Origin of the sequence: Streptomyces sp. SLBN-8D4, assembly GCF_049739545.1 — a bacterium.
GTDB lineage: Bacteria > Actinomycetota > Actinomycetes > Streptomycetales > Streptomycetaceae > Streptomyces > Streptomyces canus_C.
This window is the reverse complement of the sequence record NZ_JBMGQC010000001.1, coordinates 6,745,388-6,760,671: the sequence shown is the minus strand read 5'-3', so window position 1 is coordinate 6,760,671 and position 15,284 is coordinate 6,745,388. Positions and strand designations below refer to the sequence as shown.

At 72.2% G+C, this 15,284-nt stretch carries 11 protein-coding genes; 5 read left to right on the top strand and 6 right to left on the bottom strand.

Annotation, left to right across the window (positions count from 1 at the left end; all coding sequences use genetic code 11):
• Positions 1-68: 68 nt before the first annotated feature.
• The gene (locus RKD20_RS30610) at positions 69-1,310 is read left to right on the top strand and encodes a pyroglutamyl peptidase (RefSeq protein WP_424880524.1); all 1,242 of its coding nucleotides are present in this window, start codon (positions 69-71) and stop codon (positions 1,308-1,310) included.
• 28 nt (positions 1,311-1,338) lie between these two features.
• Here RKD20_RS30610 and RKD20_RS30605 read toward each other — a convergent pair whose 3' ends face one another.
• Positions 1,339-2,157 (bottom strand): EI24 domain-containing protein, encoded by an 819-nt coding sequence (locus RKD20_RS30605; RefSeq protein WP_424880523.1) that lies wholly within the window; start codon positions 2,155-2,157, stop codon positions 1,339-1,341.
• Between the two features lie 211 nt (positions 2,158-2,368).
• Between RKD20_RS30605 and RKD20_RS30600 the strand changes: the two genes are divergently transcribed.
• Positions 2,369-4,894 carry a M14 family zinc carboxypeptidase gene (locus tag RKD20_RS30600; protein WP_424880522.1) on the top strand — a complete coding sequence of 842 codons (2,526 nt, stop codon included), beginning with the start codon at positions 2,369-2,371 and terminating at the stop codon, positions 4,892-4,894.
• Between the two features lie 15 nt (positions 4,895-4,909).
• Positions 4,910-6,061 (top strand): serine hydrolase domain-containing protein, encoded by a 1,152-nt coding sequence (locus tag RKD20_RS30595; protein WP_424880521.1) that lies wholly within the window; start codon positions 4,910-4,912, stop codon positions 6,059-6,061.
• A gap of 66 nt (positions 6,062-6,127) precedes the next feature.
• Here RKD20_RS30595 and RKD20_RS30590 read toward each other — a convergent pair whose 3' ends face one another.
• Both RKD20_RS30590 and RKD20_RS30585 read right to left on the bottom strand, forming a co-directional pair.
• Positions 6,128-6,550: an organic hydroperoxide resistance protein gene (locus tag RKD20_RS30590; RefSeq protein ID WP_424880520.1), complete on the bottom strand. Its 423-nt coding sequence runs from the start codon at positions 6,548-6,550 to the stop codon at positions 6,128-6,130.
• A gap of 95 nt (positions 6,551-6,645) precedes the next feature.
• Positions 6,646-7,644, bottom strand: a complete 999-nt coding sequence (locus RKD20_RS30585; protein ID WP_424880519.1) for an NADP-dependent oxidoreductase — start codon at positions 7,642-7,644, stop codon at positions 6,646-6,648.
• A 91-nt stretch (positions 7,645-7,735) separates the two neighbouring features.
• On the opposite strand from RKD20_RS30585, the gene RKD20_RS30580 reads away from it, so the two are divergent.
• Positions 7,736-8,170, top strand: a complete 435-nt coding sequence (locus tag RKD20_RS30580) for a MarR family winged helix-turn-helix transcriptional regulator (protein WP_020116137.1) — start codon at positions 7,736-7,738, stop codon at positions 8,168-8,170.
• 456 nt (positions 8,171-8,626) lie between these two features.
• On the opposite strand, the gene RKD20_RS30575 is transcribed toward RKD20_RS30580, so the two are convergent.
• Positions 8,627-9,532: a hypothetical protein gene (locus RKD20_RS30575; RefSeq protein ID WP_424880518.1), complete on the bottom strand. Its 906-nt coding sequence runs from the start codon at positions 9,530-9,532 to the stop codon at positions 8,627-8,629.
• Positions 9,533-9,537: 5 nt separating this feature from the next.
• Complete coding sequence (locus tag RKD20_RS30570) at positions 9,538-9,882, bottom strand: hypothetical protein (protein ID WP_424880517.1); 345 nt, start codon at positions 9,880-9,882, stop codon at positions 9,538-9,540.
• Positions 9,883-9,925: 43 nt separating this feature from the next.
• Here RKD20_RS30570 and RKD20_RS30565 point away from each other — a divergent pair, with 43 nt between their 5' ends.
• Positions 9,926-13,792 carry a CHAT domain-containing protein gene (locus RKD20_RS30565; RefSeq protein WP_424880516.1) on the top strand — a complete coding sequence of 1,289 codons (3,867 nt, stop codon included), beginning with the start codon at positions 9,926-9,928 and terminating at the stop codon, positions 13,790-13,792.
• A 179-nt stretch (positions 13,793-13,971) separates the two neighbouring features.
• Here the strand turns inward: RKD20_RS30565 and RKD20_RS30560 are convergent, their stop codons facing one another.
• Positions 13,972-15,195, bottom strand: a complete 1,224-nt coding sequence (locus tag RKD20_RS30560) for an SCO2400 family protein (protein ID WP_424880515.1) — start codon at positions 15,193-15,195, stop codon at positions 13,972-13,974.
• Positions 15,196-15,284 lie beyond the last annotated feature (89 nt).

Here is a 15,284-nt window from a genome sequence, read left to right as displayed (position 1 = left end):
CCCGCACGCGATACTGCCGTCGTCCGGCACCACTCGCGCCCCACAGCGACGGAAGGACCTGAACTTCCTTGACATCCCTACGTGTTCGGATCGGCATCCTCGGACTGGCCCTGCTGGCGGGCCCAGTGGCCCCCGCGAGTCCGGCGGCGGCAGAGACCGCGCCCGCGCCCACGGTGGAGGAGCGGCGGCTCGACCAGGCCGTGCCCCGGGAGATCCTCGAACGGTCCGGATTCGACACCGTGCCACTGCACTTCAACCGGGCACTCGGGTCGGCGCGTTCCTACGCGCAGGCGCGGAAGGTCGTCGTACGGCAGGGGTCCGCACTGTGGAAGCGGGCCGTGGACCGGGCGCAGGGGCGGGGGCCGGCCGGTGGGGATCTGAGCCGGGACGACGACCGGCCCCTGTACTGGGCCCGGTTGGGGATGACGCGTGAGGTGCGGACCTGGGAGCCGTCGTTCGGGCTGTCGGACGGGCAACGCGCGTCTCTGCTGGACGAGTTGGAGCGGACCTCGCGGGGGCAGACGGCCGTGCGGTATCCGGCGGGCGAGCGGCTGAAGCGGGTGCTCGTCACCGGGTTCGATCCGTTCACGCTGGACCGGGACATACGGATCTCGAATCCGTCCGGGGCGAGCGCGCTCGCGCTCGACGGGACGGTGATCGAGACGGCGGACGGGCCGGCGCGGGTGGAGACCGTCGTGTTCCCGGTGCGGTGGCAGGACTTCACGGACCAGACCGTGGAGCGGGCGCTGCGGCCGTATCTGAAGCGGGTGGATCTCTTCACGACCGTGAGTCAGGGACGGGTGGGACGGTTCGATGTCGAGCGGACCAACGGCGCCTGGCGGGGCGGGTTCGCGGACAACGACAACAGCGGGGTGACGGGCACGGTTCCGGTCACCGATCCGGGCTCACAGCCGCAATGGACCACGACGACGCTGCCGTACAAGGCGATCGTGGACGCGGACACCGGGCGCTTCCCCGTCTACGACCACACGAGCGTGACCGAGATCCCCGCGGGCGGGACCGAGCCCGTCGTCCGCCCGGACGGACCGAGCCCGGGGTCCACGGCACGGGCCGGAGGCGGCGGGGACTACCTCTCCAACGAGATCGCGTACCGGGCCACGCTGCTGCGGGACCGGCTGGGACTGCACGACGTACTGCCGGGCGGCCATGTGCACACACCTGTGCTGGAGTTCGGGGCAGGGAACACGGATCCGGCGACGGGGACGGTGACCGACCCGGGGTTCGTGCGCAACCGGCTGGACATCATCGCGCAGGTGCGGGCGATCATTTCGGTGGCGGCAGGGGCGTAGGGCCCCGTCCCGGGCTGCCGCCGTCGGCTCAGGTTCCGAGCTCCCCGGACACGGTCGCCTCGTCGGAGTCGTCGGAGTCGTCGGAGTCGTTCTCGTCCCGGGTCTCCTCCCCCAGCAGTTCCCGTGCCATCAGCGTGGCCCCCGCCACCGCGCCCGGCATCAGGAACACCGCGACGAAGGGGACCAGGAAGGACAGGCCGAGGGGGGTGCCGAAGCCCCAGATCAGGGTCTTGCGGGAGCGGAGGAGGGTGAGGCGGGCCCGGAGGTCGACGCCTCGGCGCTGCAACGCGACCGCGGTGAGTTCCTCCGTGAGGAAGAAGCCCGTGACGAAGAAGCCGAGCACCGGGACGACCGTCTGGCCCACGACCGGGATGAAGCCCAGCGCGAAGAGCAGGACCGCCCACAGCAGGGCCCGGACGACGATGCGGAGGCTGTCCCTCGCCGAGATCCACAGCTCGCGCCACAGCGGCAGACCGGACTCGGGGGCCGTGCCGTCCGGGGAGACGTCCCGGTCGACCTTCTCGGAGAGGTTCTCGTAGAAGGGCTGGCCGATGAGGAGGGTGACCGCCGTGAAGGTCACGACCGCCAGGAGGAGGGCCAACGCGAACAGGACAACGGTGAGGAAGCCCCGGAACAGGCCCTGCCACGGACTCGACCAGTCGTCGGAGAAGGGGGTCGCCCAGGACACCGCGTCCTCGCCCCAGGTCGCCAGGGCCACCAGAGCGCCCACGTACAGCACCAGGGTGATCAGGCCCGGGACCAGTCCGAAGCCGTACTGCTTGCCGTGCCGGGCCACCCACCGCTGGCCCTTCAGGAGATAGTGGAAGCCCGCCCCGAGATCACGCATGTCCCGCACCCTATCGGGTGACCCTCGGGCCGCGGACACGGCCGCGGGTCCGGTCCGGACACCCGGTCCGGACACCCGGTCCGGACACCCGGTCCGGACACGCGAGTTGCGCCATCCGGGGCATCCGCGCCACGAACTCCCTCTTGTTGCGGTTGAGTCGAACAGGTACATCTCGCCGTATCGATCTCAGGAAGCCCCTCAGGAGGTACGCGTGCCCACCACGAGAACCGTTCCTGCGAGACCCGTCCTGCTCATCGCCCTCACGAGCACACTGCTGCTCACCCCGAACAGCGCGACCGCGGACCCCGAGCCCCCCACCCGCGAGAGCGCACAGGACCAGGGTCCGGCCCGGGCCCCGGAGAGCGCCGCCCGCCGGTCGCTCACCGCCCCGACCACCGGCTTCACCGACACCACCCGCGGCTATCCCCGTGAGCAGGTCCTCACCCCCGACCCCGCGAACCCAGCTGACAAATCGGTCAAGTTGGGCCTCACTCCGTACCACGCGATCGCGCCGAAGCTGAACGCCCTCCAGCGGCTGGGCGACCGGGTGAGCGTCGAGGTCGCCGGGCGTTCGGCGGGCGGGCACCGGCTCTACCTCGTCACCGTGACCGCCCCGGAGAGCCCCGCCCGGACCCGCGCCCAGGAGCGGATGCGCGAGCTCATCGAGAACGCGCCCGCGACCGCCGCCAAGTCCCGGGAGATCAAGGCGGGTTACAAGGCACCGGTCTTCTTCAACAACAACATCCACGGCAACGAGTGGGAGGGCACGGACGCCTCCCTGAAGATCATCGAGCGGCTCGCGACCGCCCGGGACGCGCGCACGAAGGACCTGCTCGCCCACTCCCGGCTGTACTTCAACATCACCGCCAATCCCGACGGCCGGATCGCCGGAACCCGGGCGAACGCCAACGGCTTCGACCTGAACCGGGACTTCGTGACCGCCTCGCAGCCCGAGACGCGGGCGATGCGCCAGATCGAGATCGACAAGCAGCCGGCCGCGATGCTCGACCTGCACGGTTACGTCAACGGCACGCTCATCGAGCCCACCACTCCCCCGCACGGCGAGAACTACGAGTACGACCTCTTCCTGAAGAACACCTACGCCAACGCGCTCGGCATGGAGGCCGCCGTCAACGGCCTCGGCTACACGCCAGCGAAGGACGGTGTCGAGCCCGCGCAGATCCCCTTCCGGGACCAGGAGGAGGGCTGGGACGACTGGCCGCCGATCTTCACCCCGCAGTACGCCGCCTTCCACGGCGCGGTCGCCGCGCACACGGTCGAGATCCCGCTGGCCGTCAACAACTCCCTCTACGACAGCCTGCCCGTGGCGGAGCTGCGGCGCCGGTCCGCGATCAACACGGCCGTCGCGGGGGCGGCCATCACGGCGACGCTCGACTTCGTGCGGGAGCAGTGGAGTTCGCTGATCGCCGACCAGATCGAGGTCTTCCGGCGCGGGGCGGCGGGGGCCGCTCAGGTGCCGGTGTCGAAGGAGACGGTCCCCGGGGTGCCGGGCATCGGGCCCGAGGACGTGTACACCACCGACTTCCCGCGCGCGTACGTGATTCCGTCGGGCTCGACGGCCGCGGCCCGTCTCGTCGGCCACCTCCTCGCCAACGATGTCCGCGTCGGGCGCGCGAGCCGTGACGTCCGGCTCGGCGGACGGACGTACCCGAAGGGCTCGTACGTCGTCGACATGCGCCAGCCCAAGCGGGGCCTGGCGAACGTGCTGCTCGCGGACGGCCGGGACATCAGCGACAAGGTCTCCGTGATGTACGACATCTCGGGCTGGAGCCTGGGACGGCTGTGGGGCGCGACGGTCGCACCGGTGACGTCCGGGAGCCTGGCCGGTGCTCCCCTGACGCCCGTCCGAGCCGCCGTGCCCGTCGGTCACGTCGCCCCGCGCGGCGACCTGCGGCTGCGGCTGACCGACCCGCAGGAGATCGCGGCGCTCAACTCGCTTCTGCAGCAGGGTGTTTCCGTACAGCGGGCCGCCGACGGCAGTGCGATCGTGCCCGCCTCGGCGCGGGCCCTCGCCGTCGAAGCCGCTCGCACCCACGACGTGGTCTTCGACGCGACGAGGCAGAAGGGCACGACCGAGCTCCGTCGCACCCGGGTGGCCGCCGCCGTGACCCCCGGCGAGCTGTTCGCGCTGCGTGAGATGAACTTCGAGGTCACCCCGGTCTCGACGGCCGTCCTGAACGCCGGCTTCGACTGGTCGTCGGTGGACGTGCTGTTCGTGTCGGCGGGCCTGGACCGCGACGCCCTCACCAGCGGGGCCCGTACGGCCCTGGACGCCTTCCTGGGCGCCGGGCACGGGCTCGTCGGGCGCGGGGCCGTCGGGGCCGGGCTGGGCGCGGACGCGGGGCTGCTGGCCGCGAAGCCGGTGGAGGGCAACGGAGATGCCAACGGCGTGGTGCGCGTGGTGAATTCGGGCTCGGTGACGGCCGGGGCCCCGGATCACGGGTTCGTCTACGCGCCGGTGTGGTTCACCGACCTCGGGCCCGGGGTGCGGGTCGAGCAGTCGTACGCCCCCGGGAATCCGATCGTCTCCGGGCACTGGCGGCCCCTGCCGGACGGCTCGGGCGGTCCCGCCGCCGCGGCCGGGCGGGCCTCGGTCGTCAGTGCCCCGCGAGCCGTCCTGTTCGGCACCGAGCCGCTCTTCCGGGATCACCCGAAGGGGGAGTTCGCCCAGGTCGGGCGGGCATTGTTCACCATGGCGCACGCGAGCAGCGGCTGAGGTTGAGGAGAGCGGATGACGCAGGAGATCCACGGCACCGTCGCGGACGGCTTCGAGCCGGTGCGCGAGGAGTTCGCCGCTTTCGTGGCGGGCGAACGGCCCGACTACGAGGGGCAGTTGAGCGCGTACGTGCACGGCAGGCGGGTCGTCGACCTGTGGGCCGGTGAGGGTGTCGGACCGGACTCCCTCTACGGCGTGTTCTCGTCGACCAAGGGGGCCGCGCATCTGGTGGTGGCGCTCCTCGTCCAGGAGGGCACGCTGGAACTGGACCGCAAAGTGACCTACTACTGGCCGGAGTTCGGTACCGAGGGCAAGGGTCAGCTGACCCTGCGGGATCTGCTGGCGCACCGGGCCGGGGTGGTCGGCCTTGACGCCGGTTTCACCGCGCAGGAGCTGTCGGACGACCGGGTGGTGGCGGAACGGCTCGCGGACCAGAAGCCGTTCTGGCGCCCCGGCACGGCCTTCGGCTACCACGCGCTCGTGATCGGCGCGCTCACCGGCGAGATCGTACGGCGGGCGACGGGCCGGACGCTCCAGGAGGTGTACGAGGAGCGGATCCGGGCCCCGTACGGGCTGGACTTCCATCTGGGGCTGCCCGAATCCCTGGAACCCCGTTACCGCTCGGTGCAGCCGATGGTGCCGACGGCCACGCAGCAGGCCCTGCTGGACGCGACGCCGACGGGTCCGCACACCCTGGCCGCGATCGCCTTCAACCAGCAGGTGCCGGACCCGGGTGACCTGGTGGACTACGCCAACTCCCGTGCCGTACGCGCGAAAGGGCCGGCGTCGGCGGGTGGGGTGGCGGCCGCGCGGGGCCTGGCCGGGATGTACGCGGCGGCGGTCAGCGAAGTGGCCGACCGGCCGCCCCTGTTGAAGCCGGACACGATCGCGGAGGTGGGCCAGATCCAGTCCGTCGGCTACGACCTGGTGGCCCGCGCCCACAAGTCCTACGGCCTGGGCTTCCAGGCCACGGCCGACATGTGGCACCCGTTCCTGGGCGCCGGTTCCTTCGGCCACAGCGGCGCGGGCGGCTCCCAGGCCTTCGCCGACCCCCGCAGCGGTCTCGCCTACGGCTACACCCGCCGCCGGATGGCGTTCCCGGGAGGGGCGGCGCCGGAGAACGAGCGGTTCGTGAGGGCCGTGCACCGGGCGGCTCTCCCGGTGTGAGAAGGACAGGGCCCGCACCCCACGTCCAGGAGTGCGGGCCCTGCCTCGTACGACCAACGAGCTCCGTCAGGCGAGCGTCACGGAGATGTTCCCGCGGGTCGCCTTCGAGTACGGGCAGACCTGGTGGGCCTCCTCAAGGAGGGCCCGGGCGGTCCGCGGGTCGACGTTCGGGACGGTCGCCGAGATCTCGACGATCAGGCCGAAGCCGTCGGCGTTCTTGCCTATGCCGACCTTCGCGGTGACCGTCGAGCCGGAGATGTCGGCCTTCTCCTGGCGGGCGACGACACCGAGGGCGCCCTGGAAGCAGGCGCTGTACCCGGCGGCGAAGAGCTGTTCCGGGTTGGTGCCGTTGCCGCTGCCGCCCATTTCCTTGGGCGGGCCGACGACCACGTCGAGCCTGCCGTCGTCGGTGGCGACCCGGCCGTCGCGACCGTTCTCGGCGGTGGCGACGGCGGTGTACAGGACGTCGGACTGCTGGATTTCCGGCATGCGGTTGTCCTCCTTCTCGGTCCACCGCGACTCGCGCCCACGATCGACGGTGGAATTCGGAAAGAAATTACCGCATTACGGAAACACCGTGAGCGTCAGAGCTTGACGATCATCTTGCCGGTGTTGTCGCCGCGCAGGACCCCGAGGAACGCCTCCAGGGTGTTCTCGATGCCCTCGACGACCGTCTCGCGGTACTTCAGCTGCCCGGACGCCACCCACGGGCCGACCTCCGAGACGAACTGGGGCTGGAGGTCGTAGTGGTCGCCGACCAGGAAGCCCTCGATGCGGCCGCGGGTCTGGATCAGACGGGCGAGGTTGCGCGGGCCCGGGGCGGGCTCGGTGTTGTTGTACACCGAGATCATTCCGCAGATCGCGATCCGGCCGCGCAGGTTGAGGGAGCCGATGGCGGCCTCCAGGTGGTCGCCGCCGACGTTGTCGAAGTAGACGTCGACTCCGTCCGGGGCGGCCTCGCGGAGCTGGTCGCCGACCTTGCCGTTCTTGTAGTTGAAGGCCGCGTCGAAGCCGTACTCCTCGACGAGCAGCTTGACCTTCTCGTCCGAGCCGGCCGAGCCGATGACCCGGGAGGCGCCCTTGAGCTTGGCGATCTGGCCGACCTGGCTGCCGACGGCACCCGCGGCACCGGAGACGAAGACCGAGTCGCCCTCCTTGAAGGAGGCGGTGCGCAGGAGGCCGGCGTAGGCGGTGAGGCCGGTCATGCCGAGGACACCGAGGTACGTCGACAGGGGGGCCGCGTCGGCGTCCACCTTGACGGCGTGCTTCGCGTCCATGACCGCGTACTCGCGCCAGCCGAAGAAGTGCAGGACGTGGTCGCCCACGGCGATGCCCTCGGCGTTGGACTCCACGACCTCGCCGACCGCGCCGCCCTGCATGACCTTGCCGAGCGCGAAGGGCTCGGCGTACGACTTCGCGGCGCTCATGCGGCCGCGCATGTACGGATCGACGGAGAGGTACTTGTTGCGGACCAGGATCTGGCCCTCACCGGGGGTCGGGACCTCGGCTTCGACCAGGGCGAAGTCCTCGGGCTTGGGCCAGCCGACGGGGCGGGAGACGAGGTGCCATTCGCGGTTGATCATGATGCCTGCGACCTTTCCATTTACTTCAGTGCCTTAAACAACCATGCTCCTGAATATTTCAGGTTGTCAAGTAAAGGGGTATCCTGAGCGTATGCCCACTCCTCACAAGACCCGGCCCGACGCGCTGACGATGGAAGTCGTGGAGCTCATCGGGGACGTGGTGGCCCGCTTCTACTCGGACTACGAGGACGCGGCCGCGGAGCACGCCCTCACCGGAGCGCAGGCGCGGCTGTTGAGTCTGCTGTCCCTGGAGCCGCTGCCCATGCGCAAACTGGCCCAGAAACTGAAGTGCGAGCCGTCGAACGTCACCGGGATAGTCGACCGCCTGGAGGCCCGCGCACTGGTGGAGCGACGCCCCGATCCCGCGGACCGTCGGGTCAAGGTGGCGGCGGCGACGGAGGCGGGGCTGCAGGTGGCCCGGGAGCTGCGCGAGGGGTTGCGGTTCGCGCGCGAGCCGCTTGCGGGGCTGTCCCCGCAGGAGCGGGAGTCACTGCGGGATCTGTTGCGGCGGATGCGGGACGCGTGACGGGGGCGCCCTCGGTGGCGCCGGGTGCGCTGTGCGCACTGGCGGGCTGGAGGGGCGGGGCTGGGGGCCACCGGAGCAAGGGGCGGCGGCCCGCTGCCGGACCAGGCTGGCGGTGTCGGCGGATGGCATCCGGGCGGTTGCCGGGACAAGGCCGGGCGACTGCCGCAACAGAAGCCGGGCGCAGACCCGCAACAGGGATCTGGGCGCTGCCGCAACAAAAGCCGGGCGACTGTCGGAACAGATGCGGACGGCTGCTGGAGCGGCCAGGTGACTGCCCGCAACAGGGGATCGGGGCGGCTGCCGCAAAACAGGCTGGGCGACTGCCTCAACGCGCATCGGCCGACTGCCGCAGCAGAAGGCGGGCGACTGCACGCAACGAGGATCGGGCGGGCGGCTGCCGGGACCGGAGTATGTCTCGGCAGCCGGAACAGGAGCCCATTGGCTGGGTGCGGATGGTCAGCGGCCCTTTCGTACGAGGTCGCTGATGCGCTCGCCCTCGCTGATCGTGAGCGGACCGGCCCCCTCCTCGCCGATGCCCAGCGCGGCCGCCAGCGTACGGCCGTGCAGGTCGAGGGTGGCCTCGGTCAGGGTGGTGAGATCGGCCACGGCGGCGCGGGCGCGGGCCCACCCGGTCAGGCCGATGCCCGCGGCGACCAGCACGGCAGGCCACCACACCACGGTGAGCAGCAGATAGGGCACGGCCCAGGTCCCGGTGGCGACCGCGGCGGCGAACGCCGAGTGAGCGCCGGTGAGATCGGCCCGCGCGGAGTCCGGGAGCACCAGCCAGAGTCGGGACCAGCCATAGGTCAGGTCGAGTCCGTATCGGTGGTACGCGATGGACTCCACGGCGTAAATCCGGTCGCCCATCCAGGTCGGCCTGCCCGGCTCGGCCATGGCCAGCCGGGTGATGCGCCCGGCCACGGCGTCGATCCGGTCCTGCCGCTCGCGGGTGCGGATGGCCGGGCTCACGGCTTCCAGCGCGCGGCGTTCCTGGACGAGCCGGTACCACCGCGCCCGCCGGCGGGCCGTACGCGCCGACGCGACGGGGGCGAAGAGCCGGGGCCACGGTCCCAGCCAGACGCGTCGGGTGACCGCGGCCAGCGTCTGCACGACGAAGCCCACACCTGAGGCGGCCGCCAGTACGGCCACGACGAGGAGTGCCTGCGCCCCGCTCGACAGGTCGGCGACCTCAGCCATGGTGTCCTCGGCCCGCCGGGTCAGCAGCGCGGCGTCCCACGCGTCGGCATGGCCGAGTTGGACGGACAGCCACACCGCGCCCAGAAAGAACACACCGGGCAGCACGAGTAGGCTGATCCACCGGTCGGCCAGTGTCTTGGCCAACTGCTCGAGGAAACCGCCCACTTGCGCTACCCCCGCTCCATGAGCCGGCCCAGGACCGCGCAGCGCGGGACGGCACCCGCCGGGGGCGGCACCGCGGTCCGGTCGCAGGCGCCGTCCGGGCAGCGGAAGTTCTCCTGACGGGCGGTGCCCGGCCCGGCTCCGGGCAGCCCCGTGGCGAGGGTGCGCAGGGTGGTCTCACGGTCGGTGTTCAGTAACTGGCCCAGCAGGGTGAGCACCGGGCGCCGGGCCCGCGCCTCGGCCACGATCCGTTCCAGCAGTTCCTGACGTGCCGCGGTGTGGAGCCTGGTCTCGCCGATCAGCGCGTCGAACTCCCTGCACAGCGTGGTCAGGGCCGATCGTTCGGCGTCCACCACGGCTCCCCCTTCCGCCAGTCGGCCGATAGTCTCATGGGCGATGTCCTCCGACCACCGGCTTGATCCGGGTCAGCTGAACGACCAGGCGGTCGACCTTCTGAACCGCGCGACGCAGGCTGGGGACACGGTCCTGCTGGGCCGCTGCGTCCCGTTGTTCCGGAGCATCGTCGCCCTGACACCGCCGGACCATCCGTACCGTGCCACCCGCCTGTACAACCTCGCCGAGACCCACCGGGCGCTGTACGCGCTGACGGGGCGGGAGGACGAAGCCGACCAGTCGATCGCCATCGGGCGGCAGTCCGTGGCCGCCCTCCAGGCCGGCGACCCCAACTCAGCGCTGATCCTGGGCAATCTCAGCGTCACCCATCTCCTGCGGTTCCAGCGGGCGGGGGACCCTGACGACCTGGACGGGGTCATCGAGTTCGGGGAACGGGCCGTCGTCGCGACCGGCGCCGAGCTGAACATGGCGTTCTACCTGACCACTCTCGCCACGGGCCACTTGCTGCGGTTCCAGCGGACTGGTCGTCACGCGAACCTGGATCGCGCCATCGACATGTACGAGCGTGCGATGGCCGTCGCCCCCGCCGACTCCCCGCGGCTGCCGGCCATCCTGACCGACCTCGCCTCGGGCTACCTGTTCCGCTTCGAGAGGACGCGGCACTTCGCGGACCTGGACCGCGCCATCGTCACCGGCGAGCGCGCCCTGGCCGTCAACCCCGCCGACTCCCTCAGCCGGGCGGCCATCCTGACCAACCTCGCCACGTGTCATCTGCGGCGCTTCGAGACGAGCGGGCACCTCGCGGACCTGGACCACGCCATCGACACCGGCGAGCGCGCCCTGGCCGTCAACCCCGCGGACTCCGCGCACCGGCCGACCATCCTGACCAACCTCGGCACCGCCTACTGGGCGCGGTTCGAACGGGCGGGCCGTCCGGCCGACCTGGACCGTGCCATCGGGTTCGGGGAGCAGGCCGCCAAGGACACCGGCAGTCCGTATCGAGGGACCACCCTGTCCAACCTCGGTGCCGCCTATCACACCCGCTTCCAACGGACCGGGAGCCTGGCGGACCTGGACCGGGCCATCGGCCACCACGAACAGGTGGTGGCCGCGACCCCGGACGACGCGCCCGACCGTGCGACCTACCTGTCCAACCTCGGCATGGCGTACCACGCGCGGTTCGAACGGCTGGGGGAGCTGGCCGACCTGGACCGGGTCATCGGCCACCTCGGTCGTGCCGTCGCCATTGCGCCCCAGGGACATCACCAGTTCGGGACGCTCCTGTCCAACCTCGGGATCGCGTACCACGCGCGGTTCGAACGGCTGGGGGAGGTGGGCGATCTGGACCGTGTCGTCGCGCACTACGAACAGGCCATCGCCGCCACGCCCTCCGACCACCCGAACCGCGGGCTCCTCCTGTCCAACCTCGGTGCCGCCTACGACGCGCGATTCGACCGGACCGGAAATCCCGTCGACATGCACCGGGCCGTCGAGAGTCTGCAGAGATCGGTCGCCGCCGTGCCCACCGATCACCCGCTCCGCGCGACCGCCCTGAACAACCTCGCGGCGGCCCTGCGGGGACGGTTCGAACAACTGGGGGACCCGGCCGATCTGGACCGGGCCGTCGCGCATCAGGAACAGGCCGTGGCCGCCACGCCCCCCGACCACCCGGATGTCGCCTACCGCCTGTCGAACCTGAGCCTCGCCCACTGGTCCCGGTTCGCGCGCACCGGGGAGCCGTCCGACATGGACGCGGCCATCGAGGCCGGCCGACGCGCGGTGGCCGCCACACCCGACGACCACCCGAGCCGTGCGATGCACCTGAACAACCTCGGCAGCGCCCTCAGTCAACGCTTCGGGCACAACGGGAGCCTGCACGATCTGGACCGGGCCCTCGCGCATCACGAACAGGCCCTGGCCGCGACACCGGCCGACCACCCGGCCCGGGCCATGTACCTGACCAGCCTCGGGGTCGCCCACCAGGACCGGTTCCAGCGCGGCCGCGCCACGACCGACATCGACCGCGCCGTCGACCTCGCGCTCCAGGCGGTCGCCGCCACACCCGCGGACCATCCCGACCGCGCGCTGCGCCTGTTCAACCTCACGCGGGCCCATCAGACACGGTACGAGCACGCGGGCGACCCGGCCGACCTGGACCGTTCGGTCGACCTGGCGCAGGAGACGACCGCTGCGGTCCCCGCCGACCATCCGGAGCGCGCACGGTATCTGTTCAGCCTCGGCAACGCCTACCGGCTGCGGTTCCAGCGGACCGGCGCCACGTCCGACCTCGACCGCGCCGTCGAGGCCGCGGAACAGGCGGTCACGGCCACCCCGGGCGATCATCCCATCCGGGCCGCACGCATCTACTTCCTCGGGACCTGTTACAGAAGGCGGTGGGACACCGGCGGCACCCTCGACCGGTCGAGGATCGCCGGGCTGGCGCGGGAAGCGCTCGCCGCCGCGACGGCGCCCCCGCTCGACCGGCTGCACGCCTGCTGGGCGACGGGCCGGCTCGCCTACGTACTGGACGAACTGCACACCGCCCGGCTGCTGTTCGACACGGCGGTGGAGCTGCTGCCGTCGGTCGCGGCGCGGGAGTCCTCGTCGGCGGACCACGAGTACCGCCTCGGCGCGAACCACGGACTGGTCGGCGAGACGATCGCCGTGCACTGCGCCCTCGACGATCCGGGCGGCGCTGTCCAGGCCGGTGAGCTGGGCCGGTCGGTCCTGCTGGCGTCCCGGCTGGCGCTGCGGACACCCCTCGCGGACCTGGAGGCCGAGCACCCGGCCCTGGCCCGCCGTCTGAGCCGCGTCCGCACCGCCCTCAACGCGCCGGATCCTGCGGCCATGACCACGCCCAACGAAGACCAGGACATCGATCACGTCGACCGGCGCAGAAGGCTGTGGGCCGAGCACGACGCCGTCCTGACGGAGATCCGGCGCCTGCCGGGCCTTGACCGGTTCCTGCTCCCGCCGGCGTGGAGCGAGCTGCGACCGACCGCCACCGGCGGGGCCGTCGTGCTGCTCAACGCCGGACTGCAGAGGTGCGACGGCATCGTCGTCACCGCCGACGGGCCCCCGCTGCTGGTACCGCTGCCCGACCTGCGGCTGGCCGACGTCGAGGCGTGGGCCGCCGAGTTGACGGAGGCGACGCACGACGCCGGCTCGTTCACGGGCGAGTTGCGCAGGCAGCGTGTGCTGACGGAGCTGCTCGGCCGGCTGTGGGACACGGCGGTCGAGCCGGTCCTCGACGCGATCGAACAACGGCTCCGTCCGGACGACGGAGCCCTCCCCCGCGTGTGGTGGATGCCGACCGGGCCGCTCGGGCTGCTGCCGCTGCACGCGGCCGGGCATCCCGGCCGGACCGGGGCGCTCGACCGGGTGGTCTCGTCGTACACACCCACGCTGCGGACCCTGGCCCGCGCCCAGGGACGTCCGGCCGCCACGGTCCTGCGCCGGCTCGCCGTCGCCCTCGACCGGACCCCGGGGCTGCCGGACCTGCCGGCCACCACCTCCGAGGCGGCAAGCCTGCACGCGGCCCATCCGGACATGCCGCTGCTCATCAACGAGCGGGCCACCGCCGCCCGGGTGACCGGCGCGCTCGCCGAGGCGAGCTGGACGCACTTCGCCTGCCACGCGGGCACCGACCCCGACGCCCCCTCCGAGGGCGGGCTCCATCTGCACGACGGTGTGCTCTCCATCGCGGAGATCGGTCGTCGCGACCTCCGCGAGGCCGAACTGGCCTACCTGTCCGCGTGTTCCACCGGACACGTAGGCCGGCGGCACGCGGACGAGTCCATCCACCTCGCCTCCGCGTTCCAGCTGGCCGGGTTCCGGCATGTCGTGGCGAGTCTCTGGCCGCTGGACGACCGTGTCGCGGCCGGGGCGGCGATCACTTCTACCGGCTGATGCCGGCCACGCCGTCCGCAGACGACGCGGCGACCGTGCTCCATCGCGTGATCCGGCACCTGCGCGCCGAGCATCCCGGCCGACCGCACGTGTGGGCGTCGCTGATCCACAGCGGGCCGTAGCGGAATCCCCCGGGCACGGCCGGCGACGACCGTCCCGACCTCGCGCAGGTGGATTCCCTACGTGCACCACCACAGGAAGCGGTCGCACTGCGAAGGGGACGGGTCCGGGCTCGGGGCCGCGGTGGTGGGGGTGGCCGTGGGGGCCGAGCCGCCGCTCGTGGATGTGGGCGTGGCGGTGGGGGCCGACGCGCCGGGGGGCTTGCCGGTCGCCGACTGGGTGTCGGGGCTCTTGCTCGCGTCGGCTTCCTCGCTCTTGGACGCGGAGGGTGACGGGGACGCGGAGGTCGACGGGGAAGCCGAGTCCGAGGGAACGGTTCCGCCGGAGTCGGTCTTCCCCGACGCCGACGCGCTCGCCTCCGGGGAGGCGCCGCCCTCGGCCGACTCCCCGCCCGCCGCGGCCGGCTTGGGGGAGGATCCCGGGGCGTCCATCCCCAGCTCCGCGAGGCTCAGACCACCGGCCGCGAGCACGAACCCGGCGGCGATCAGCAGGGTCCGGCGTCGGCGCCGACGGTGGGCTGCCGCTTTGCGATCACGACGGCTGGCTCCGCCGCTGGGGTCGTCGGAGTCGCCCTCGTCGTACTCGTCGTACTCGTCGGCGAGGGCGTCCTCGGATTCCGCGGAGGGGGCGGGACCGTCGACGCTCTCCGCACCACGGCCACGCGCGCGCCGCCGCGAGGCCCGGCCACCGGTCGGCTCCGCCGTATCCTCGGCCACGCTGCCGCTCGCATCGCCGTCGACGCCGACGGCGTCTCCCTCAAGACCCGAGCCGGAGCCGGTGTCGGCCGCGGTCGAGCCGTGGTCCGCCCCGATCTCCGCCCACCCGCCATTCGCCGGATCGCCGGCACGAGAGGCGGCCGCGCGACCGTCCCCGCCGTATGCCACGGAACTCTGGGCGTCGCCGCCGTACCCCGCCCCGCCTCCGTCACCGGGGCCGTACGAGGTGGGGGCGTGCCCGTCTCCGCCGTACGGCGTGACCTCGTCGCCCCCTCCGCCGTACTGAGAAGTCGCATCCGTGCCGTACGCCCCGGCCATCCCCTGGCCGCCGTACACACCCGTCCCGCCCGCGTACGCGCCCGCGTGGGCGTCCCCCGCGAGGGAAGCGTCGCCGTACTGCCCCTCGACCGCGTACGCCGCGTAGGCCGGGGCCACCGGAGGCTCCTGGGGCTGGGCCTGGGTCGGTACGCGGGGCGTGTACGCGCGCAGCGCTTCGATCGAGGTGCCGCACCCCGGGCAGGCGAGGGCGCCGTTGAGGTGCCGTCGGCACGGGTTGCAGTAGTCCATGTCGCGGGAAGATTAAGTGCCCTGCGGGCGGGATTCCCAGGTTCCTTGGTGAAGGTTCTGTGGGGACCGGCCGTTCCGGCGCAGCGGAT